Below are 22263 nucleotides of genomic sequence, written 5' to 3' on the forward strand. Positions count from 1 at the left end.
GCATCAAGCCGGCTCGGTGAAGCTGGGTTCGCTGGGCTCGCCCACCTCGACATCACGCTCCCAGCCCTCGTGCTCCAGCTTGATGCTCTGGATGGCGATGGCATTGGCATTGGCGTCCAGATCGGGCAGGGCTTGGAACTCGGACACCCAGGCGCGGAAGACCTTGTAGGCCAGCACCAGCTGGCCGGTCTCGTTGTAGACCTCGATGATCAAGTCCTTGCGAAAGTCCTTGAGCGAGACCTCGGCCCCCAGACCGGCGCCGAAGTTCCAGACCTTGTTGGCCCATTGCTCGAACTCTTTGTCATGGGTGACGCCACGCTCCAGGGTGATGGCTTCAAACTTGCTGCGGCCGGGGGATTTGCGGCCGGTGGAGGGGTCGCCGCCCTCGCGGTGCTCCACCACCTCGGTGCTGCGCTTGAGGGCCGAGACCTTGCTGATGCCGGCGACGAAGCGGCCGTCCCACTTCACCCTGAACTTGAAGTTTTTATAGGGATCGAAGCGCTGGGGGTTGACGGAAAACTGGGCCATGAGAGTCTCCAGAAATTGCGTGGCAGTGTTCAGGCGTTCAGATCGCCAGCGATCTGCTGCAGCTTGAGCACGACGAACTCGGCCGGGCGCAGCGGCGCAAAGCCCACGATGATGTTGACGATGCCGAGATTGATGTCCGCCTGGGTGGTGGTCTCGGCATCGCATTTGACGAAGTAGGCCTCGCGCGGCGATTTGCCCTGGAAGGCTCCTTGTCGGAACAGGCCCTGCATAAAGGCGCCGATGTTCAGTCGGATCTGTGCCCACAAGGGTTCGTCGTTAGGCTCGAACACCACCCACTGCGTGCCGCGGTAGAGGCTTTCCTCGATGAATAGGGCCATGCGGCGCACGGGGATGTATTTCCATTCCGAGCCCCGATCGTTCTGGCCATGCATGGTGCGGCCGCCCCAGACCACATTGCCGTAGACGGGCAGGGTGCGCAGGCAGTTGATGCCCAGCAGATTGAGCGGGCCGTTCTCGGCGTCGCTCAAGGTGGTGGCCAGGCCGGTGGCGCCGTTGAGCGAGGCGTCGGAGCCGGCCGGGGCTTTCCAGACGCCGCGCGCGCCGTCGGTGCGGGCGAACACCCCGGCCACAAAGCCGCTGGGCGGGAAGTTGACCAAGGCCATGTCGTGCAGCGGGTCGGGCGCCTTGACCCAGGGGAAGAAGATGGCGGAATGCGAGGCGTCCACACCAGTCAGAGCGGCGGGCAGGCCGGTGCCGAGGCTGGTGGTGCTGGCGTTGGCAGCGGTATCGGCGATCAAAAAGGCGCGGCGGTTTTTGCAATGGGTTTGCAGCGCGCCCAGTGTGGCCGGGTCGGTCTCGCCGGGCACGACCAGCAGATTGAACAGATCGATGCGGTCGGTCACCGTGCCCTGGCCGAACTGAGCCAGCAAGGCGGTTTGGAAGGGTGCGGTGCTGGGGGTCAGCACCGCGCCGTCGGCACCGGCCGTCAGATTGCTAACGCCAGCAGCAGGCGGTGTATTGATGCCCACGCTGACCCGGATGAAGGCCGAGCGGTCGTTGATGACGCTGGGCGCGAAGCGTGGGTCGGTATTGCTCATCGAGAGGTTCTCGAAGCTCTCCACGATGGCGTTGTTGCGGTTTCGGTCCAGCACATCGAGCTTGAAGCGGGCCGTATCGGGCGCCGGGCGCAGGGTGATCTGGGCTGCATAGCCGTCGCCCCACAGACCCGGAGAATTGGCCTCAATCGTCAGCTGACCATTGACCACGCGTGAGGCCAAGGCGCCCGCGCCGAGCAGGCGCAGCACATAGGCATCGCCGCCGCCGTTGTCGAAAAATTGTTTGACGCCGTAGCTGAGTGGCGAGCGCCGGTCCAGTGGGCCGAAGTTGCGCTGGTAGTCCGAAAAATTATTGATACGCACGGCTCGATCACCGGGGCCGCGCGCGGCCCAGCCGACGAACAGGGCGATGGAGGTGGGCACGCTGGCGATGCTGCGCACGCCGCTGGACACTTCTTCGATATAAACGCCGGGATAACTCAGTGCTTGTGGCATGGCTTGCTTCCTTGTTGCACATCGGCTTGTGCGTAGAGATCGCGAGAGTCCGCTGAAGTTTGATGTTCGGCGTGGAAGGTCAGTTGGCCGTCCAGGCCGCTGCGCGCTTGCATCTCGCCCCGCTCGATCAGCAGTTGCAGCGCGGCCAGCACCTCGTCTTGGGCATCGATCAGGCGTTGCTGCGGAATCCACCAGTCGCAGATGCCATCCAGGGTGTCGCAGGCTTGCGGCCTGGCCTTGATGTAGCGGCTGATGGTGGCTGCCAATGCTTCAACCCTGTTGTTGACCATGGTGTTGCTCGATGATTTGCTGCAACGCGGTGAACGCCGCCAAAGACGGTGCGAACCTCCCAGGCCTTGCGAGAAGCGTGCCAGGCCTCGCTTGCGAGGTGGGCCGGGCATTTGTTGGGGCTGCTGTGTGCGAGTTGGCACGGTTCGGCATGCATCTGTGGCCCACCCAGCCCTGGGAAAACAGGTGTTTCAAGGGCCTGTGCAGAAAGTGACACAGCTGGGTGCGATCCGACATGGCTGCGCCCGATCCCCCGTCTTTTGCCCCTACCCTTGGGGATAAGCATTCACCGGGCTTGGGTTAGTCTTGCGCTGCTTGGATTGGCACCTTTTTGGTTGCCGAGTAGGCGGGAAGTCCGAAAAGGTGAGGTCATGCAGCGTTCTGCCTCTGCTCTGGATGAGCATCTGCTCAAGCAGTTTGTCGGTGAGTCGGCGGCTTTCAAAGCCGCCCTGGCCTTGATCGGCCGCTATGCCAAGTCCAGAGCGCCCATCCTCATCATGGGTGAGACCGGCACCGGCAAGGAGCTGGCGGCTCATGCCGGGCATTATTTGAGCGAGCGGCGCGACGCGGCCTTTGTGCCGCTCAATTGCGGCGCCATGCCGGATGCCTTGTTTGAGAGCGAGTTGTTCGGCCATGCCAAGGGCGCCTTCACCGATGCGGCGCGCAGCCGGGTCGGTCTGATCCGTCAGGCGGAAGGCGGCACCCTGTTTCTCGACGAGGTGGAGGCACTGTCGCCGCGTGGCCAGGTGGTTTTGCTGCGCTTTTTGCAGGATCAGAGTTATCGCGCAGTTGGCGAGGAGCAACTCAGACGCGCCGATGTGCGGGTGATTGCCGCCTCTAACGTCGATCTCCGACAGATGGTGAGTCGGGGCGAGTTCCGTGCTGACCTGCTGTTCCGGCTGGATGTCTTGTCGGTTGAATTGCCCGCTTTGCGTGAGCGGTTGGAGGATTTGCCCCTGCTGGCGGAGCATTTGCTGGCGAAAGCGGCCGCCAGCGAAGGCGGTGCGGTCAAACGGCTCAGCCCCGAGGCCTTGAATCATCTGCTGGGCCATGATTGGCCGGGTAATGTGCGCGAGCTGGAGCATGTCTTGCTGCGCGCCCATTTGCTGGGCTCCGAACTGTGGATTCAGGCGGCCGATCTGCAGCGCTGTGGCTTGGGGCTGCCCAGCGATTTGGCTTGGGACCCGCAGCGTCTGCGGGAGCAAAAGCTGCGGGCCGTGTTGCAGGTGGAGCGCCGTTTTGTCGACGGTGCCATGGCCATGAGCCAGGGCAATATCAGTGCGGCCGCCCGGCTCTGTCAGATGGAGCGGGCGGCATTCAGCAAGATGGTCAAGAAATGCCGCATTGCCGGGAATTGCAGCGGCTCAGCGTAGGCCGCTGATGCTGGCGTCTTTGGGGTAGCTGATGAGGTAGTCCGCCGTGTAGCGTTGTGACTGCCCCGGGGTCAGCGTCTGTTGCCAGAGGATTTGGCCGGGTTGATTCTTCCAGGCCTCGCTCGTGGGCTTGGGTGTGAACTGGGTCGTGACCTTGATGTCCTCGTGCTGTGACAGCGGCGCGGCCTCCACGACCTGCACCGTGACGGCGGATTTGTGCAGATTCTCCAGACGGTAGGCGCGGGCGTATTTGCGCTCGATGCGTGCGCCGATGAAGCCGGTGTTGGCGCCCTCGCGCTTTTCAGGATCGACCGTGACGCGCAGCATTTCGTCGCGGCCGAAGAAGAGTTCCAGCCGCTCCTCCTGCCCCAGGCTCAGGACGCTTTGGCCCACAAAGCCGCCGTCGCGGTAGAGCTGCAAATTGCCCGTGGGCCAGGAGCCGGCGGGCCGGGCGGCATCGGCCAGCAAATAGGCCTGAGCTTCATGCTGAGGCTGGACGCGGGCATAGAGCTTGGCCTCCAGCGCCGTGCTGCCCAAACCAAAGCTGCTGCGCTGCTTGTCGCTGGCCACCGTGACCAGGCCGGGCACTTCAAAGACGGCGGCGTACTCGCCTTGCATTTGGCTGGCGTCGAAATTGGGCAGGGCTTCGGCGGCGTCGGCTTGATTGCTGCCGCTGCGAGCTTTGGCCGCTAGAGGCGCGGGGGCAGGTGCAGGCGTGCGAAAGGCGATGGACTCGTTGAGCTGGACCTGCACCGGCTCCTGAAACTTGAGTGTCCAGGGCTGCAGTGGCCTCGGCTGGCTGGCCTGACGCGGCTGGCTGGTGCTGAGTTTGAGCTTGACCTGGTTCCAGTCCTCGCCGCTGCTCTGCGCCACCTGGCCCAGGCGCTCCAGTCGCAATTGCCCACTCGTGCTGTCCAGATGGGCGCGGTAGATGGGCGACCAGCCCGCGCCGGGCACGCGGTAGCTCAGGCGCAGCTCGCCCTCGCGTTGGGCCGCCACTTGGATCTGCAAGCTGCGCAGGCGGGGCGAGGCTCGCAAGAGGCGATCACGTTCGACCCGCAGCGGCGCGAGCTCTTTTTCCAGCGCTTCTTTGCTGCGCAGCAATTGGTGCTGGCGTTGCAAGGACTCCTGGCCGCTGCGCTTGATGCTGTCCAGCGTGGCGCTGATCGCCGCCGGGGCGGCCTTGTCCGTGCCCAGATTCTTCAGATAGCCCAGGGCCAGGTCTTGCGCATCGCTCTCGGCCTTGAGGCCGGCCAGCTTGTCCTCTAACTCGCGCACACGGGCGTCCAGCGGGCTGTTGTTGGTGCATTCGGGCGCGGCCTCGCGATCCACTGTTTGCATATTGATTTCGCCGATGGCGATGCCGGGGTCGGCCTGCAGTTGCAGCGAGTCGGCCTCGAAGCGCTCGGGCAGGCAGACCAGCTTGATCTCGCGGCTACCCGCCGCCACCCGGGCGACGCGCTCCACCGTGGCCCCGCCGGGGTAGACCAGCACTTGGCTGATCTTGCTGGCAGTGCCCGGTGTTTGAGCCTGTGCAGGGCTTGCCAGACTTAGTAGGGCGGCGGCCAGGGCCGTGGCAGATGGCAGCAGGGCAGGGCTTGTTTTCATGGGGCTCCTCCGTGGGCATGGGCGGTGATGACGCGGCAAACATAGCATGGCCGGAGCGAGGCGCTCTCGCCAGACCCTGGCACACTCTGGCCTGCAGTTTCTTCTTTCGTATCGCCCACCCATGTCCAGCCCCAACACCGTCCCCCCGCAAGCCAATTCCCAGCGCCGCGCCCTCGTGCTGTTTTCCGGCGGTCAGGATTCCACCGCCTGCCTGGCCTGGGCATTGGATCGTTTTGCTTCGGTCGAGACCCTGGGTTTTGATTACGGCCAGCGTCACCGCGTCGAGCTGGAGTGCCGCCAGACGGTGCGGCGCGAGCTGCAAGCCCAGTTCCCGCAATGGGCCGCCAAGCTGGGCGAGGACCATATGCTGGACCTGAGCCTGCTGGGCCAAATTTCAGACACGGCCTTGACCGAATCTCGCGCGATTGAGATGCAGGCCAATGGCTTGCCCAATACCTTTGTGCCGGGGCGCAATCTGCTCTTCCTGAGCTTTGCCGCCACCCTGGCCTACCGCCGTGGCGCCTCGGTGCTGGTGGGCGGCATGTGCGAGACCGACTATTCCGGCTACCCCGACTGCCGCGACAACACCCTCAAAAGCCTGCAAGTGGCCCTGAGCCTGGGCCTGGACACGCCGATGACGGTGGAGACGCCGCTGATGTTTCTGACCAAGGCCCAGACCTGGGCTCTGAGCGAGCGCCTGGGCGGTGCGGCCTTGAATGAATTGATCATCGAACACACTCACACCTGCTATCTGGGCGAACGCATGCAGCGCCATGCCTGGGGCTATGGCTGTGGCACATGCCCGGCCTGCGAGCTGCGCGCACGCGGTCATGCGGAATTCGTGGCGGGGGTCTTATGAGCGGATTTGCCTGGTTTGCCTGGGGCTGTGGCGCCGTGCTGCTGTTCTGGGGCATTGGCGCTTACAACCGGGTGATGAGCTTGCGCAATGCCATCGCCAGCGCTTTTGTGCAGCTGGACACGCATCTGAGCGAGCGCGCCCAGTTGTGCAATAAGCTGCTGGACTTGCTGCGCCCTTTGTTGCCGAATGAACAGGCCACATTTGCCGCGCTGGAGGCGGCCCAGGCCGAGTCGCAAGCCCTGGCCCAGGCCGTGCGGGCCAAGCCTTGCTCTAGCGACCCGGTGGCCAGCCTGGCGGTGGCCAATGCGGTGCACGCCGCGGCGTTGACCCGGGTGATGTCCATGCTGGACCATCACGCCGAGCTGCGCGAGCACAGCGAGTTGTATGCCTTGATGGATGAGCTGAAGCTGGTCGAGCGCCAGCGCTCATTTGCCCGCCAGGTCTTCAACCAAGCCGTGGGCGTTTACAACCAGGCCGTCAGCCAATTCCCGACCCGGGTGTTGGCCAGCTTGTACGGCTTTGGCGAGGCGCGCTCTCTTTAGTCATTGCGTGACAGACCGCCCGAGTGAGCGCAGCGAGCGAGTAGCTCTGTCACCAACTGACTGAAAGGCTCAGGAACAAACAATCGCCCCCGAGCTCATCAGCTCGTGGAATAGCGCGACCAGGGATTTGCCGCTCATGCGATAGGGGTCGAGCTTGCCGGTCTCGGAGTACTTCAGCACCAGGCCGGGGTTGAGGCGCTGCAGATTCACCTGGCCCATGGACCAGCCGGCGAATTCGCGTTCATTCACCTCCTCGTAGCTGAGCAGGATGACATCGCTGTGGCGCGAGTCGGCCACGATGCGCTTGTAGCGGGCATTGATGGCGTCGCGCCCACCTTCCAGCACCTGCATAAAGATGCCGTCGGCGTAGCAGAGCAGGCCGGTGATGCCTTCGGCGGGGTTGTGCTCGCGTGACTGCTTGAGGATGGCCGACAGGCTGGCCTCGTCCATGGGAGGCGTGGCGCGGCTGGCGTAGAGGAGGCGAACTAGCATGGGGTGAGGCTCCGCGATTGAGAGTGGAGGTTCAAGGCTTGATCAGGGAGAGGAACTCCCGGCGCAGATTGGCGTCTTTCAAGAAGGCGCCGCGCATCACACTGTTGATCATCTTGGTCTCGGTGTCTTTGACGCCGCGCCAATGCATGCAGAAATGATCGGCTTCCATCACCACGCCCAGGCCGTCGGGCTGCACCCGTTCTTGTAGCTCATTGGCCAGCATGGTGACGGCTTCTTCCTGGATTTGCGGGCGGCTCATGATCCAGTCGCAGATGCGGGCGTATTTGGACAGGCCGATCAGATTCGAATGCTCGTTAGGCAGCAGGCCGATCCAGACCCGGCCCATGATGGGGCAGAGGTGGTGGGAGCAGGCGCTGCGCACGGTGATGGGGCCGACGATCATCAGCTCGTTCAAGCGGGTGACGTTGGGGAACTCGGTCACCGCAGGCATGGGCACATAGCGGCCTTTGAAGACCTCGCGCACAAACATCTTGGCCACGCGCTTGGCGGTTTCTTGCGTGTTGTGGTCGCTCTCAGTGTCGATCACCAGGGCGCGCAAGACCTCTTGCATCTTGGCCTGCACCTCGGCCTGCAACTCGTCCAGCTCGCCTTCCTCGATGAAGGCGGAGATATTGTCATTGGCGTGGTGGCGGCATTCGGCGCTGACCAGGCGGTAGCGCACCCGCTCCGAGGCGGGCAGGGCGGCCAGCTCATCCTGGCTGAGTGACAAAGGCTTGGAAGGGGTGAGGGCGCCGGTCATAAAGGGGTTCTCGCTATTCTCTTGAGGTTCGCTGTCGCACGGCATTGTGTCTGGATTGCGATAACCGTGCACAAGCAGGGAGCGGCCGGGCGGGAATCGGGCTGGGCCCGGAGGTTTGGAGGCTCTCGCCTACACTGAGCCCGTGTCTTCATCTTCTTCCTCCCCCAGTTCCACCGTCCAGTCCGCCCCCCTGCAGCGCTTGATCGCGCAGGTGGCCGATGCCGTGCAAGCCGTGCGCGGCGGGCGCTCACTCACCGAGCTGCTGGCGCGCTGCCCGGCCGATCTGCGCCCCGGCACCCAGTCCCTCAGCTTCTATGTGCTGCGCCTGCTGGCCAGTGCGGAGGGCGCACGGGCTTTGTTGGCGCCCAAGGCGCCCCCGCCCAAGGTCGAAGGCCTGCTGCTCAGCGCCCTGGCCCTGCTGTGGCCAGCCGAGGACCCGCCCTACGACGCCCACACGGTGGTGGACCAGACGGTCAGCGCCGTACGCAAGCGCCTGCCGGCCAGTGCCGGTTTCGTCAACGCGGTGCTGCGACGCTTCTTGCGCGAGCGCGACGCCATCGTGGCCGCGGTGCAGGCCGACCCGGTCGCCCGTTTCAATCACCCGGCCTGGTGGTTGGCTCGTCTGCAGCAGGATTGGCCGGAGCAATGGCAGGAGATCCTGGCCGCCAATAATCAACATCCGCCGATGACGCTGCGCGTCCACGCCCGGCATGGCAGCGCCGAGACTTATGTGCAGCGCTTGAGCCAGCAAGGCATTGCTGCCCGCGCCCTGGGCGCCATCGCGCCGCAGGCAGTCGTGCTGGAGCGCGCCGTGCCCGTCACCGCCTTGCCCGGTTTTGCCCAGGGCGAGGTGTCGGTGCAGGACGCCGCCGCCCAGCTGGCCGGCCACCTGCTGGTGCAGGCGCAGGGCGAATTGCCCCATCTGCCCGAACACGCCCGCGTGCTGGACGCCTGCTCGGCGCCCGGCGGCAAGACCGCCCATATTCTGGAGTTGGGCGATTTTGACCTGACGGCTCTGGACAGCGATGCCCGTCGCCTGGCCCGGGTGCAAGACAACCTCGCCCGCCTGCAGCTGCGCGCCCGTGTGCTGGCGGCCGATGCGCGCCAGACCGCCGGCTGGTGGAATGGCGAACGATTTGACGCCATCCTCTTGGACGCGCCCTGCAGCGCCTCCGGCATCGTGCGCCGCCACCCGGATGTGCGCTGGCTGCGCCGCGACAGCGATATCGCCCAGCTGGCCCAGATCCAGGCCGAGCTGCTCGACGCCTTGTGGCCCACGCTCAAGCCCGGCGGCCGTCTGGTCTACGCCACCTGCTCGGTCTTCAAGGCCGAGGGCCAGGGGCAGATCGATGCATTTTTGCAACGTCAGGCCGATGCGAAATTGATAGAAGTGAGCGGCTTGTCCGGCCATCTGCTGCCCCTCGCTCACAATGGGGAGCCAGCCGGGGCCGCGGGCTCGGGCCCGGCCGTGATTGACGGCTTCTATTACGCTCTTTTGCACAAGTCCTGAAGGGCCTGCCCCTTGTTTTGGCCTCCACCTTGTTTGTCCTGTTGATCCTGCGCACTTGAACTCAGCACGCCACGCCACAGCCCAAGCACCATGCCGCCCAAAGACTGAGTCCAGTCTTTGGCTGCAGGGCTTTGCGGCCTGGATCTTGGGGCTGGTCTTGTTGCTGGGCCAGGTCTCGGGCGCTCAAGCCGAGGGCGTGGAGTTGAACCAGATCAGTGCGGCCAAGGTGGAAGATGGCTTGGAGCTCAGCTTCAGCACCCGCTTCACACTCTCGCCCGCGGTGGAGGACGCCTTGATGAAGGGCGTGCCGGTCTATTTCGCGGCGGACGTGACCGTCCTGCGCAGCCGTTGGTACTGGCGCGATGTGCGGGCCGCCCGCACCTCGCGCAGCTGGCGGCTGGAGTGGAAGTCGCTGACCCGGCAGTTCCGCGTCAGCAACGAGGGCTTGAGTCGCAGCTATGCCACGCTGTCCGAGGCCTTGAGCTCGCTGCGCGGGGTGTCCAGCTGGCATGTGGCCGATCTCAAGGACATCGATGACGATGGCCGCTACTACCTGGAGTTCAGCTATCGCCTGGACACCAGCCAACTGCCCAAGCCCATGCAAATCGGGCTGGGCTCGCCTCAGGGCTGGAATATGAATGTGGAGCGCACATTCCAGCTCAACCCCGACTTCAGCATTCGCAGCGGTTCCTGATCGATGAGCAAAGCGACGCGCTGGGCGTGGTTGGTTTCCATGGTGGCCGTGATGGGCGTGTGCGGCGTCCTGGCTTTCTTGCTCACCATCAGTTCCACCTCGCAACGCGGCTTTTTGGAGCGGCATTCGGTCTGGCTGTTCTGGGTCAACGCGGTGGTGGCCACCGTGCTCTTGTTGGTGATCACCGGTGCCGCCATCCGGCTGTTGCTGCGGGTGCGGCGCGGCAAGTTCGGCAGCCGCCTGCTGATGAAGCTGGCCGGCATCTTTGCTCTGGTGGGCGTGGTGCCGGGCCTGCTGATCTACGGTGTGTCTTATCAATTCGTGAACCAAAGCATAGACAGCTGGTTCGATGTGCGCTTGGCCAGCGCCCTGGAGTCCGGCCTGACCCTGGGCCGTGGCACCCTGGACGATTTGCGCAGCGATCTGGCCAGCAAGACCCGCGATGCCGCCGAGCGCTTGGCGGTCGGTGATGCCGTCGTGCCCCAGCCTCTGGCTCTAGATAGGCTGCGTGAACAGCTGGGTTTGCGCACCGTGGCCTTGGTGGGCGGCAATGGGCAGATCCTACTCTCGGCCGGCGGCGACGCCAGCCTGCTCACCCCCGACAGACCTAGCGACACCATGTTGCGCCAGGCGCGCGCCAACAAGGTGATGAGCGAAATCGAGGGCCTGGAGGATGAAGCCACGGCCTTGCAAGGGCGCGCGCAAATCCGCGCCCTGGCCTTACTGCCCAGCGCCGACCTGCGCCTGGGCGATAGCAGCGGCGGCGATCGATTCCTGATGGTGGTGCGCCGCATCCCCACCAACGTCTTGCGCAATGCCCTGGCGGTGCAAGCCGCCAGCAGCGAGTACCAGCAGCGCAATCTGGAGCGCGGCGGCCTGCGTCGCATGTATCTGGGCACCCTGACCCTGGCCCTGGTGCTGGCGGTGTTTACCGCCTTCTTGCTGGCCATGACCCTGGGCAATCAGCTGGCGCGACCCTTGCTGCTGCTGGCCGAGGGCGTGCGCCAGGTGGCACAGGGCGATTTGAGTCGCAAGCCGGTGCTGGCCTCACGCGACGAGCTCAGCGGCCTGACCCGCAGCTTTGCCGATATGACCGAGCAGCTCTCCGATGCGCGTGGCATGGTGGAGCGCAGCGTGGCCCAGTTGGAGAGCGCGCGCACCAATCTGCAGACCATTCTGGACAACCTCACCGCCGGCGTCATCGTGTTCGACGCGCAGCAGAATATCGACACCGTCAACCCCGGCGCCACCCGCATCCTGCGCCTACCGCTGTCGGCCTACCGCGGCCGGCGCCTGGACGAAGTGCCCCAGCTGCAAGCCTTTGCCCAGGCCGTCTGGCAGCGCTTCGATCAGTACAACCCGGAAGTGGGGGAGCGCGACCATTGGCAGGACGCCTTCGAGCTGCAGGTGGAGGCGGGCCAGGACGTACTAACCCTTCTTGTGCGCGGTGCCCAGTTGCCGCACGATGCACGCCTGATGGTGTTTGACGATATTTCAGAAGTGGTGTCTGCGCAGCGATCGGCCGCCTGGAGCGAAGTCGCCCGGCGCCTGGCGCATGAGATCAAGAACCCGCTGACACCCATCCAGCTCTCGGCCGAGCGCCTGCAGCACAAGCTCGAAGCCAAGCTGGAGGGCGCCGATCAGGCCATGCTGGTGCGCTCGGTGGCCACCATCGTCAACCAGGTGCAGTCGATGAAGCAGCTGGTCAACGAGTTCCGCGACTACGCCCGCCTGCCCTCGGCCAATTTGAAGGACCTGGACCTCAACGGCCTGGTGGCCGAAGTCCTGAGCCTGTATGCCGAGGCCCAGGACACCGGTCATCTGCATGCGGAATTGGCGCCGGATTTGGTCCAAATCAAGGGCGACGCAAGCCAGTTGCGGCAAGTCATCCATAACTTGGTACAGAATGCGCTCGACGCCGTGCAGGACCACCCCGATGGCCAGGTGGTGGTGCGCACGCAGCAAGCCTTCACCGAGAGCGGTGAGCCGCGGGCACTGCGTCTGCTGATCAGTGACAACGGCCCCGGTTTTGCCGAGAAGGTGCTCAAACGCGCCTTCGAGCCTTATGTCACGACCAAGAGCAAGGGCACGGGCCTGGGCCTGGCCGTGGTGAAGAAAATTGCCGATGAACATGGCGCCCGCATCCGTCTGGCCAACCTCCATTCGGGGGGGGACGAAGCGGCGGCAGTGATAGGTGCACAAGTTTCGTTATCATTTTCAAAACTCGCGACTGCAGCGGCCGAAGTGGGCACTGCCCATAAGCAAGAGTGAACTAGGTATCCATGGCAACAATTCTTGTAGTCGACGACGAATTGGGCATTCGAGCCCTCTTGTCCGAAATCCTCAGCGATGAGGGTCACACGATTGAACTGGCGGAAAACGCAGCGCAGGCCCGCGCCGTGCGCGAGCGCTTGCGCCCCGACCTCGTTTTGCTGGACATCTGGATGCCCGATGTCGACGGCGTCACCCTCCTGAAGGAGTGGGGCGGGGCCGGACTGCTGACCATGCCGGTCATCATGATGAGCGGGCACGGCACGATTGACACGGCGGTTGAGGCCACCAAGGTTGGCGCCATTGCCTTCTTGGAAAAGCCCATCACCCTGCAAAAGCTGCTGCGTGCGGTTGAGCAAGCCCTGGTCAAGACCGCTCCGCGCCCGGCGCCTGCCCCCTTGGGTGCGCCGCTTAGCTATAGCAGCGGCCGCAACGAAGTCAGTGGCCTGGGTGCTGCGATGCAGTACCAGCCGGCCGCGCCCGTCGCCCATGGCTCGACCCTGATGGCTCAACCCATGTTGCCGCCGCTGGGCCTGGCTTCCGAGCAAAGCTTTGAGTTGGACCGCCCGCTGCGCGAAGCGCGCGATGCCTTCGAGAAAAGTTATTTCGAATTCCATCTGGCCAAAGAGAACGGTTCGATGACCCGCGTGGCCGAGAAAACGGGCCTGGAGCGCACCCATCTGTACCGCAAGCTCAAGCAACTCGGTGTCGATTTGAGTAGAAATAAACGCGGCACTGGACTTTGACCAAAAAACGGTGCTATAGTTGCGGTCTTCGCTGAGTTGCAGCGAAGAATGAACAGAAAGAAGAGCGATCTTCGATTTGTTTCAAAGAAGAAAAGTTGGCCTGGTAGCTCAGTTGGTAGAGCAGCGGATTGAAAATCCGCGTGTCGGTGGTTCGATTCCGCCCCAGGCCACCAACACATCAAATGGAAGCTCATCGCTGATGAGCTTTTGTTTTTCAAGTCCGGTCGCATCGGATTTGTTGGGCGGTCAAGCCATTGGCCGCGAGCTCGGCAAGAGCTCCTCGCCAGGATGAACAACGCGGGATTAGCTCAGTTGGTAGAGCGATACCTTGCCAAGGTATAGGTCGAGAGTTCGAGTCTCTTATCCCGCTCCAAATTGCCCATGTGGCTCAGTGGTAGAGCACTCCCTTGGTAAGGGAGAGGTCGGCAGTTCGATCCTGCCCATGGGCACCACGGACTCAGGGCATAAAAAAAGCAAAAGGCTTAACTCAACAGAGTTAGGCCTTTTTTGTTTGCGCAGACTCCTAGCAGCTGCTGACGCTCAATTCGCGCAGCACTCGGTGCGCATCATTCCCCTCATCCACCGGCAGCGTCTGCTTGGCCTGCAGATAGCGATGGGTGAACACGTCGAGGTAGGCGTCCAGGGTTTGGGCGGCATGGGCTTCGTCGGCCAGTTCCAGGCATAGGGCGGCGACTTCGGCGGTGCAGAAATGGTTGTCGCGGATATGGCGGCGCAGGCGGTAGCGTGACAGGTGTTCAGGTTGCAGGCTCAGCACTGGCAAGGCGTTCAGATAAGGGCTTTTGCGAAACATCTTGCGGGCCTCGGTCCAGGTGCCGTCCAACATCACCAGCAAGGGTCGGCGAGAGCCAGGGGCCGCAGCGTTCATGCGGGTGGGCAACTGGGTCACCACCCGTTCCGGCTCGGCAAACTCACCCGGGAAGACCACAAAAGGCTGCCACTGCGGATCGCTGAGCATGGCAAGCAGGGCGGGGTCGACCTCGGTACGGGCCCAACCGAAGGCGGCCGTGTCTTGCACCACGTCGGCGATCAGCCAGCCGGTGTTGCTGGGCTTGAGGGCCTCGAACTCGGCCATGATCAGGCAGACGCCGACGCGGGTCTGCAAACGTGGCCGCAGCGCGCACATGCAATAGCCCTGGCTCAGGCGGCAGCCGGGGCAGCGTGGCTTGCGCTCCTCGCCCCGGTCCAGCTTGGGTTTGGTGTCTAGCGCCATTCGGGCGCTGCGCAGGCGGGATACGGCATGGGGCATGGCGCAAGTTTAAGGTGGCAGGCACACTAGCGCCCCCGCAAGCAAATACCCGTCCGACTCTCGTCCACTTATGCATGCCTTGTTGAACGCCATCGCCACGATGGACCTGCCCACCGATGCCCGCCGTATTTTTCATGGCCGTGGCGGCCTGTTCCCGGGCTGTGAGCATCTCTCACTCGACGCCTATCCGCCCGTGCTGGTGCTGACCAGTTTCGAGCCCTTGGAAGCCGAGGCCTTGGCGACCGTGGCCGAGGCCCTGGCCCAGCGCTGGGCGCAGCTGGCGCCGGAGAAGACATGCGAAAAAGAACTCAGCTGGGTCTACCAGTGCCGGGCCGAGGGCCAGGCCGAGACGCGTTTGATGAGCGGCAGCGTGCCCGAACCCCATCTCGTCAGCGAGGCCGGCAGCCTCTACCAGGTGCATGTGTTGAAGGGTCAGAACCACGGCCTGTTCCTCGATATGGCCGAGGGTCGCCGCTGGGTGAGCGAGTACTTTGCGGGGCGACCGGGCTTGCGGGTGCTCAATCTCTTTGCCTACACCTGTGCCTTCTCGGTCGTGGCCTTGCGCTCCGGTGCGCACCAGGTGGTCAATGTGGACATGAGTGCCGGTGCCCTGAGCATAGGCCGCAAAAACCACCAGCTCAACGGCCTGACCCAGGGGGCCAGCTTTCTGGCCCATGACATCTTCAACTCCTGGGGCAAGATCACGCGCAGCGGCCCTTATGACCTGATCGTGCTGGACCCGCCCAGCTACCAAAAAGGCAGCTTTGTGGCGAGCAAGGATTACGCCCGCCTGATGCGCCGCCTGCCCGGCCTTCTGGAGCCTGGCGGCCATGCCATGCTCTGCCTGAATACGCCCAAGCTCGATACCGCCTTCTTGCAAGAGCAGATGCGCGAGCTGGCGCCGGAGCTGAGATTTGTCGCGCGCGTCGCCAACCCGGCGGTGTTTGCCGATGTGTCGGAAGAGCGCTCGCTCAAGGTCTTGGTTTACAAGGCCGCCGACTGAAACGCTTCAATCGGTCTTCTTGCGCCGGAAGTCCCACGGCGCCACCGGGCTGCTTTCCTGCCACAGGCCGGCGGCGCCACTGCGGGCCTTTTGCTCGGCCACAGCATAGCTGAGGCGGTCGGGCAGGGGCAGGTCCTTGTTGTACTGCTTGTAGTGCCAGGCCATGCCGGCGTGCAGCTGGCTCAGGCAGACATCGGTCTCGCCTCGCCAGACCTTGCCGATGATGCGGCCGTAGCGGTCGCGCTTCTGCCATTCCACAGCCACCGTCTGGCCGTAGACCAAATCGGAGAGATGCTGTTTGGAGCGCTGGCCATAGGGCTGCTTTTTCTCCGGCGCGTCGATGCCGGCCAGGCGGATCTTGTGCTGGGTCTTGTCGGCATCGAGCACCGTGATGGTGTCACCGTCTGCCACGCCCACCACCCTGCCTTGCAGCATCTCGGCCCAGGCGGGGCTGAAGGCAAGCAGGGACAGGAGCAGCGCGCACAGCGATGCCCGCAAGCGGGGGAGTGAGGAAAAGAATGGGCGGTTGAAGAGAGTGGTGAGGGGCCGTGCAAGGCGTGGGAGCAGGGACAAGAGAGCAATCCTTGGTTTTTGGGAAGCTCTGCACAAATCAGGCCGGTCCGGGTTAGCGCGGACTCGGGCGCTCTGCTGCGTTGCAGTTCTCGCCAATAGCTACGGCTATTGGCATCAAACTGCGCCTTGCATCCCATCCCGATCCGCAAACCCGACCTCGCCCCGATTTGCGCAGAGCTTCCCTAGTTCTTGATTTGAGCGGACGCCATCATCCCATTGCTCGCCAGCCCGCTCGTGTCAAAAAGTTTGTTGAGCGCACGCCCACAAGCTGTCAACTCCGCCGCGCCGACCACCGCGCCCGCTCCGCCAAGTCGGGTGCCACGGTCGCTGCTCAGCCTCCCGTGTTCAGCGACTCTCGACCTTGAACACCGACACCACCTGCTCCAGGCGCTGCGCCTGTTCTTGCAAGGACTGAGCCGCCGCCGCGGACTGCTCCACCAGGGCCGCGTTCTGCTGCGTCATCTGGTCCAGATTGGTGACGGCCACATTGACCTGGGCGATGCCGTCGCGCTGCTCGGTGGCGGCGGAGGCGATCTCGCCCATCATGTCGGTGACCCGGCGCACGCTGGTGACGATCTCGTCCATCACCTGGCCGGTCTGCGTCACCAGATGGGCGCCCGAGTCCACCCGCTCCACCGAGGCATTGATCAAGGTCTTGACCTCCTTGGCCGCCTCGGCGCAGCGCTGGGCCAGGCTGCGCACCTCGGAGGCGACGACGGCAAAGCCGCGCCCCTGCTCGCCGGCTCTCGCCGCCTCGACGGCCGCATTCAAGGCCAGGATATTGGTTTGAAAAGCGATGCCGTCGATCACCCCGATGATGTCGCTGATGCGGCGTGAGCTCTGCGTGATGGCCTCCATATTCGTCACCACCTGGGCCACCACCGTGCCACCGCGGGTGGCGGCCTCCGCGGCCGAGGTGGCCAGCTGATTGGCCTGGCGGGCGGTGTCGGCCGATTGGCTCACCGTGGCCGTCAGTTCCTCCATGGAGCTGGCCGTTTGCTGCAGGCTGGAGGCGGTCTGCTCGGTGCGGGCGCTGAGGTCGTGATTGCCGGTGGCGATCTCGGCCGAGGCGGTGGTGACCGAATCGACGCCGGAGCGCACCTCGCCCACCACGCCGCGCAGCTGCAGCGCCATCTGGTCCAAAGCACTGAGCAGATGGCCGAACTCATCGCCGCGGTCCACCGTGATGCGGGTGCTGAGGTCGCCACCGGCGATCTGGTCGGCCGCGGCAATCGCCAGATTCAAGGGCTGCTGGATGGAGCGGATCAGTACCGTGGCCCCCACCACCATGCCCAGCACCAGGCTCACCACGATGGCGCCAGCGATGTACAAGGTGGTCTTGCGCTGAGCGGTCAGCTCGGCGATCGCCTGTTTTTTGTTTTGCTCCTGCTGGCTGGCGAATTCGCGCAAGGCCTTCAGATAGACCACCACCGCAGGGTTGAAGCGCTGCTGCACCTCCTCCATCGAGCCCGCGCCATTGCCGGCGGCTCGCAAGGCGCGCACCTTGGCCAGCGAGTCCAGCACCTGTTTGCGCTCCTCGGCCACCCGCGCCATCTGGCGCTTGTCCTCGGCGCTCAGGTCCATGGCCTCGATGCTTTGCTGCACCTTGTTGATCTCGGCGATGGTGCTGGCGATCTCGTCTTTAAAGGCGGCGTCCATGCCTTGATCGCTGCTGATGGCCACGGCCTGCACCCGCACGATATTGGTGCTGGTGAGCCCGGCCCAGCGCTCGGCGGCGGCTTGCCTGGCGTCCATCTCAGCGGTGATGCGCTCGGTGGCCTCCTGAATGCGCGCGGTGCGCGCGCTGGAGAAGGCGATCAGCCCCAACAGGGACACGATCACCACCGCCAGGGCCAGCCAAAGCCGCCCGGCGACGCTGAGTTGCCGCCCCGCGGGGTGGAAGGAGCTTGATGAAGTGGCCATGGCTTGTCTCTGCCTCTTGGAGTCTTGTGCTTCAAGCGTAGCCTGCGTTCGCGCGCTTGGCCCCATCGCTTTTCCTAATCAATATCCTGCCCGGAGTGCCGAGATTTGTGCTCAAGCGGGCGGGCTCGCCGCGGCCAACCCGCGTTGCGCCGGGGCCGCAATGCCTTGACCTTTGGCACGGGAGCCGCCGTGCGGATAGCGGCACAATGCCGGTCACCGCGCTGCGCCAGGCCCCCCGAGCCCGGTGCTGGACGCGCCCAAAGCCCGCAACCCTGGGTGGACCACAAGCCCGCCCCAACAAGATCAGCACCCACATGAAACCCACCGTGATTGCTCTGGCAGCCGCTTTGTCGCTGCTCACCGCCGCTGCCGCCCCGGCCCTGGCTGCCGCGTCGTCCCCCGCCAAGACGGAGGCCAATGCCGCTGCCGGCCAGGTCGTGTGGGACTTGGCCCCTCTGTACCCCAGCGATGCGGCCTGGGAGACCGAACGCCTGGCCATCTTGGCGGATCTGCCCAAGCTCAAGGCCTTGCAGGGCAAGCTGGGTGCCAATGCCGCCAGCCTGGCCGAGGGCCTGGATGCCATTTCTTCCGTGCGCCGCCGCCTGGGCCGCTTGATCACTTATTCCAGCCTGAAGGCGGACGAGAACACCCAGATCACCGAGAACCAGGCGCGCAATCAGCAGGCCTACTCCGCTTACAACCAGTTCGGCGAGGCCGTGTCCTTCGTCAACGCCGAGGTGGCGGCGCTGGGCAGTGAGAAGGTGCAAGGCTTTGTGGCCGCCGAGCCGCGGCTGGCCAAACACAAGCAAGGCCTGACGACGATTCTGCGTCTTGCCAAGCACACCCTCAGCCTGAAGGAAGAGGCCTTGATGGCCGGCGCCGCCGAGGCCCTGCAACAGCCGCAGAGCATTTACGGCCTGCTGACCAATGCCGACCTGCCCTGGCCCACCGTCAAGATCGGCGGCAAAAAGGTGACCCTGGATCAAGAGCAGTACGTGGCTTATCGCGCCGACCCGGACCCCAAGGTGCGGGAGCAGGTGTTCAAGGCCTTCTGGCCCGTCTACAAGGCCTATGAGCGCACGATCGGCGCTATCTACGCCGCCAATCTGCGCGGCACCGTCTTCAACGCCCGTTCGCGTGGCTATGCCTCCAGCGTGGCCATGGCTCAGGCGGGTGACAACATCCCGAATGCCGTCTACACAACCCTGGTGCAGGAAGCCAATGCAGGCCTGCCCACCCTGCATCGCTACTTCAAGCTGCGCAGCCAGATGCTGGGCCTGAAGAGTGCCGGCTATCAAGACGTTTATGTGCCCCTGGCCAAGGCCACCCGCAAGTACAGCCTGGCCGAGGCCGAGCAGGTGACGCTGGCTTCTCTCAAGCCCCTGGGTCAGGACTACACGACAAAGCTGGCCGAGGCCTTCAAGGGCGGCTGGATGCACTCGGTGCCGCAGCGCGGCAAGCGTTCGGGCGCCTACATGAACCCCGCCGCCTACGACGTGCACCCCTATCTCTTGATGAGCTTCAACGGCGAGTACAACAGCGTGTCCACCCTGGCGCATGAGTGGGGTCACGCCATGCACTCGGTGCTGTCCAACGCCGCCCAGCCTTTTGAGACGGCCGACTACTCCACCTTCATCGCCGAGATTCCCTCCACGGCCAATGAGCTCTTCCTGGTCGACTATATGGTCGAGAAGGCCGCCACCCGCGAGGAGAAGATCTTCGCCCTCAGCCAAGAGTTGGAGAACATCCGTGGCACCTTCTTCCGCCAGGCCATGTTTGCCGAGTTCGAGCTGAAGGCGCATGAGGCGGTGGAAAAAGGCGAGCCCGTCACCGGCGAGTCGCTGAGCAAGATCTATCTGGATCTGCTCAAGCGCTATCACGGTGACGCCCAGGGCGTGGTCAAGATCGACGACCTCTACGGCATCGAGTGGGCTTACATCCCTCACTTCTACAACGACTTCTACGTCTACCAGTACGCCACCTGCGTCAGCGCCGCGGCCTTCTTCGCCGAGGGCATTGGCAAGGGCGATCTGGCCCTGCGCGACAAGTACTTCGCCATGCTCAAGGCCGGCAGCTCGGCCGACGCCTACCCCCTGACCCGCGCCGCGGGTCTGGACCTAGCCTCGCCCGAGCCCTACCGCGCCCTGATGCGACGCATGAATCGCACCATGGACAAGCTCGAAGCTTTGAATTCTGAGAAGAGCGGCAAGTAAGCCCTTCTAGGTGCAGCATGACAAAGGGCCCGATCACTCGGGCCCATTTTTCATCCGACGTAGGCTTACCAGCTACCGGTGTTTTGCATCGAGGCCCAAGGCTCGGCCGGTGCCAGGGCGGCGCCGTCTTGCAGCAACTCCACCGAGATGCCATCGGGCGAGCGCACAAAAGCCATGCGGCCATCGCGCGGCGGGCGCAGCACGGTCACGCCATGATCGGCCAGGCGTTGGCAGGCGGCGTAGATATCGGGCACGGCAAAAGCCAGGTGGCCGAAGTTGCGGCCGCCGGTGTAGACCTCGGCTTGGCCATCGGCATCGGGCCAGTTGTAAGTCAGCTCCACCTGGGGCTGGTACGGGCCGCCCTCGTTGCCGGGCGCTGCCAGATAGACCAGGGTGAAGCGACCACTGGGGTATTCATTGCGGCGCACTTCCACCAGACCCAGGGCATCGCGATAGAACTTCATGGAGGCGTCCAGGTCATGGACGCGAACCATGGTGTGTAGGTATTTCATGGTGTTTCTTCAGCAGTGAGGACGGGTGTGGATTGTCGGCGCATCCGGGCTTGGCGTGCGGGTGAGCAGAAGGGGCCGCAATCGCTGCTGGCAAGGCCGTGGCCGACTGGAGGGCGGGGCAAATTGCTGGGGGGCAAATTAGCGGTAGTCCCAGAGCATGGAGCATGAAAGCATGCCTCGAGGCTATATTGCATGTACCGTATTCGCTCGCGCAACTGGTCCAAAATCCGGCTGGACTGCAGCGCAGGGGCGCTGGGTTTTGTGGAATTTTTAATACTGTACGCACATACAGTTTTCAGCGCGCAACCAGCACGCAAGCCACTCTCAGGGGGACAGATGAACAATGTATGGAGCAACGCCCAACTTCTAGAGCAGACTTTGCTCTGGACATTACGTTGGGCAGCACATGATTCCGCGATCCGCTAGTTCGTTCCTGCAAATCAGCGTTGCTGGCATTTGCGGAATGCTTCTTTCCGGATGTGCGACCGTTAACGTTGTGCAGCCGAGTCGGGCTGAGCTGCAAGCGAAGTTCGAAGCGCTTCTTGGTAGGCCGGGAACTGAAGTTGTGCGCGAGCTAGGTCTAGCCGGAACCGAATGCGGGTATGTCGACGAGCCGCCAATGATTCTTCGAGGAATCGACTTTAGGTATCGCGGCGCTTCGATCACCCTCTATTTGGCAGAGGGAGAGCAGTACTATCGAGCGAACATTCTCGGCCGGCGGCCGCTTTGTGCTGACGTTCTGCGGTCGAAAGTAGGTGGAATTCAGCTCTGGGTGCAACCAATGATTGCGGTGGGAACGGCAGTGCCTTGGCAATGGCGGCCGTGAACGCAATGCTGCCCAACCAGTCGCTCGAGCCGACTCGCGTCGGCAAGCCGCCGCTCGCGGCTCAGCTTCAACGTTAGGGCTCATGGAAGACCAAACAGCCGCGCGTGATGATTCGGTGCTCGGATCTCGCATCCTGAAGGTGAACCATGCGGGCGAGCATGGTGCCATCTGCATCTATTCCGGGCAGATCATTGCCGCCCGACTCACCGCGCGAGACATGGTCATTGAGCTCGAAGAGTTCAAATCCCACGAGGTGCGGCATCGAGCCGTCTTCTGGGCCGAGCTTCAGCGTCGCGGGCGCCGGCGATGCCGAAGCTATTGGCTTTGTGCGTTGGGTGGTTTCGTTCTTGGTCTCGGCACTGGGCTCTTGGGCCGCAAGGCAATTGCTGCAACTACAGTTGCGGTCGAGCGGGTCGTCCTCCGCCATCTGGAGCAACAGTTGGAGCAACTACGAGGCAAAGACGAAGCTGCGGTCGCGGCCATCTCCTCGATCATCGAGGACGAGACGCAGCATCACGATCACTCGGCAGGGCATTTGCATGGAGGCAAGTTCTGGCCACAGGTACTTTCACCGGTTGTCGCGGCATCTACGGAGGCGGTCATATGGGTTGGCATGCGGGCGTGAGCCCTAACCAGTCTACAAGGACTTCCTACCGTTTCAAGATCCAATAGCAAGACTTGACCCTTTGGGGTCTTTTTCATCTCTAGACCTGTGTTCTGAACAGCGGCAACGCACCGAGGAACAGACTGAACATCTACAAACG

At 63.8% G+C, this 22263-nt stretch carries 20 protein-coding genes and 3 tRNA genes; 13 read left to right on the top strand and 10 right to left on the bottom strand.

Annotation, left to right across the window (positions count from 1 at the left end):
- Window positions 1–3 precede the first annotated feature (3 nt).
- From DBR47_RS22270 to DBR47_RS22280, 3 genes are read right to left on the bottom strand one after another with little or no spacing between them, the layout of a single operon-like run.
- Complete coding sequence (locus DBR47_RS22270; protein WP_124454248.1) at window positions 4–528, bottom strand: phage tail protein; 525 nt, start codon at window positions 526–528, stop codon at window positions 4–6.
- Between the two features lie 29 nt (window positions 529–557).
- On the bottom strand, window positions 558–2039 hold the full coding sequence (locus DBR47_RS22275; protein WP_124454250.1) for a phage tail sheath subtilisin-like domain-containing protein: 1482 nt from the start codon (window positions 2037–2039) through the stop codon (window positions 558–560).
- Window positions 2024–2329: a hypothetical protein gene (locus DBR47_RS22280; protein ID WP_124454252.1), complete on the bottom strand. Its 306-nt coding sequence runs from the start codon at window positions 2327–2329 to the stop codon at window positions 2024–2026. Before DBR47_RS22280 ends, DBR47_RS22275 begins: the two co-directional genes overlap by 16 nt.
- Before the next feature lie 369 nt (window positions 2330–2698).
- Between DBR47_RS22280 and DBR47_RS22285 the strand changes: the two genes are divergently transcribed.
- A complete protein-coding gene (locus DBR47_RS22285; RefSeq protein ID WP_124454254.1) occupies window positions 2699–3700 on the top strand; it encodes a sigma 54-interacting transcriptional regulator in 1002 nt (333 codons plus the stop codon).
- Here DBR47_RS22285 and DBR47_RS22290 read toward each other — a convergent pair.
- Window positions 3692–5308 (bottom strand): DUF4139 domain-containing protein, encoded by a 1617-nt coding sequence (locus DBR47_RS22290; RefSeq protein ID WP_197047225.1) that lies wholly within the window; start codon window positions 5306–5308, stop codon window positions 3692–3694. The genes DBR47_RS22285 and DBR47_RS22290 overlap by 9 nt on opposite strands.
- A 121-nt stretch (window positions 5309–5429) precedes the next feature.
- Between DBR47_RS22290 and queC the strand changes: the two genes are divergently transcribed.
- Window positions 5430–6167 (top strand): 7-cyano-7-deazaguanine synthase QueC, encoded by a 738-nt coding sequence (queC, locus tag DBR47_RS22295; RefSeq protein ID WP_124454258.1) that lies wholly within the window; start codon window positions 5430–5432, stop codon window positions 6165–6167.
- The gene (locus DBR47_RS22300; protein WP_197047226.1) at window positions 6164–6709 is read left to right on the top strand and encodes a LemA family protein; all 546 of its coding nucleotides are present in this window, start codon (window positions 6164–6166) and stop codon (window positions 6707–6709) included. Before queC ends, DBR47_RS22300 begins: the two co-directional genes overlap by 4 nt.
- Before the next feature lie 69 nt (window positions 6710–6778).
- Here the strand turns inward: DBR47_RS22300 and DBR47_RS22305 are convergent, their stop codons facing one another.
- The gene (locus tag DBR47_RS22305; RefSeq protein WP_124454261.1) at window positions 6779–7201 is read right to left on the bottom strand and encodes a BLUF domain-containing protein; all 423 of its coding nucleotides are present in this window, start codon (window positions 7199–7201) and stop codon (window positions 6779–6781) included.
- 31 nt (window positions 7202–7232) lie between these two features.
- Window positions 7233–7961 (bottom strand): GTP cyclohydrolase I, encoded by a 729-nt coding sequence (gene folE, locus DBR47_RS22310; protein WP_124454263.1) that lies wholly within the window; start codon window positions 7959–7961, stop codon window positions 7233–7235.
- Between the two features lie 142 nt (window positions 7962–8103).
- Between folE and rsmB the strand changes: the two genes are divergently transcribed.
- The 7 genes from rsmB to DBR47_RS22345 all read left to right on the top strand — a co-directional run bounded on the left by rsmB (window position 8104) and on the right by DBR47_RS22345 (window position 13634).
- Window positions 8104–9471, top strand: a complete 1368-nt coding sequence (rsmB, locus tag DBR47_RS22315) for a 16S rRNA (cytosine(967)-C(5))-methyltransferase RsmB (RefSeq protein ID WP_124454265.1) — start codon at window positions 8104–8106, stop codon at window positions 9469–9471.
- Window positions 9472–9526: 55 nt separating this feature from the next.
- Window positions 9527–10165, top strand: a complete 639-nt coding sequence (locus tag DBR47_RS22320; RefSeq protein ID WP_197047227.1) for a DUF4390 domain-containing protein — start codon at window positions 9527–9529, stop codon at window positions 10163–10165.
- 3 nt (window positions 10166–10168) lie between these two features.
- Window positions 10169–12436, top strand: coding sequence for an ATP-binding protein (locus DBR47_RS22325; RefSeq protein ID WP_124454268.1), 2268 nt, complete (start codon window positions 10169–10171; stop codon window positions 12434–12436).
- Window positions 12437–12447: 11 nt separating this feature from the next.
- The gene (locus DBR47_RS22330; protein ID WP_124454270.1) at window positions 12448–13182 is read left to right on the top strand and encodes a response regulator; all 735 of its coding nucleotides are present in this window, start codon (window positions 12448–12450) and stop codon (window positions 13180–13182) included.
- Window positions 13183–13279: 97 nt separating this feature from the next.
- Window positions 13280–13355: transfer RNA gene (locus DBR47_RS22335), tRNA-Phe, on the top strand.
- Between the two features lie 124 nt (window positions 13356–13479).
- A tRNA-Gly gene (locus DBR47_RS22340) sits at window positions 13480–13555 on the top strand.
- A 4-nt stretch (window positions 13556–13559) separates the two neighbouring features.
- Window positions 13560–13634, top strand: a tRNA-Thr gene (locus DBR47_RS22345).
- 71 nt (window positions 13635–13705) lie between these two features.
- Here the strand turns inward: DBR47_RS22345 and DBR47_RS22350 are convergent.
- Window positions 13706–14449 carry a tRNA-uridine aminocarboxypropyltransferase gene (locus tag DBR47_RS22350; RefSeq protein WP_124454272.1) on the bottom strand — a complete coding sequence of 248 codons (744 nt, stop codon included), beginning with the start codon at window positions 14447–14449 and terminating at the stop codon, window positions 13706–13708.
- 70 nt (window positions 14450–14519) lie between these two features.
- Here DBR47_RS22350 and DBR47_RS22355 point away from each other — a divergent pair, with 70 nt between their 5' ends.
- Complete coding sequence (locus DBR47_RS22355; protein ID WP_124454273.1) at window positions 14520–15452, top strand: class I SAM-dependent methyltransferase; 933 nt, start codon at window positions 14520–14522, stop codon at window positions 15450–15452.
- Between the two features lie 6 nt (window positions 15453–15458).
- Here the strand turns inward: DBR47_RS22355 and DBR47_RS22360 are convergent, their stop codons facing one another.
- Both DBR47_RS22360 and DBR47_RS22365 read right to left on the bottom strand, forming a co-directional pair.
- The gene (locus tag DBR47_RS22360; RefSeq protein ID WP_231512452.1) at window positions 15459–15950 is read right to left on the bottom strand and encodes a thermonuclease family protein; all 492 of its coding nucleotides are present in this window, start codon (window positions 15948–15950) and stop codon (window positions 15459–15461) included.
- A 420-nt stretch (window positions 15951–16370) separates the two neighbouring features.
- Window positions 16371–17948, bottom strand: coding sequence for a methyl-accepting chemotaxis protein (locus DBR47_RS22365; protein WP_197047228.1), 1578 nt, complete (start codon window positions 17946–17948; stop codon window positions 16371–16373).
- 314 nt (window positions 17949–18262) lie between these two features.
- On the opposite strand from DBR47_RS22365, the gene pepF reads away from it, so the two are divergent.
- Window positions 18263–20161, top strand: a complete 1899-nt coding sequence (gene pepF / locus DBR47_RS22370; protein WP_197047229.1) for an oligoendopeptidase F — start codon at window positions 18263–18265, stop codon at window positions 20159–20161.
- A gap of 65 nt (window positions 20162–20226) precedes the next feature.
- Here the strand turns inward: pepF and DBR47_RS22375 are convergent, their stop codons facing one another.
- Entirely contained in the window at window positions 20227–20673 is a 447-nt protein-coding gene (locus tag DBR47_RS22375; protein WP_124454280.1) for a VOC family protein, read from the bottom strand.
- Between the two features lie 908 nt (window positions 20674–21581).
- On the opposite strand from DBR47_RS22375, the gene DBR47_RS22380 reads away from it, so the two are divergent.
- Window positions 21582–22124 (top strand): demethoxyubiquinone hydroxylase family protein, encoded by a 543-nt coding sequence (locus DBR47_RS22380; protein ID WP_124454281.1) that lies wholly within the window; start codon window positions 21582–21584, stop codon window positions 22122–22124.
- Window positions 22125–22263: the final 139 nt, after the last annotated feature.

Source organism: Paucibacter sp. KBW04 (assembly GCF_003852425.1).
In the GTDB taxonomy this organism is placed as follows: domain Bacteria; phylum Pseudomonadota; class Gammaproteobacteria; order Burkholderiales; family Burkholderiaceae_C; genus Paucibacter_A.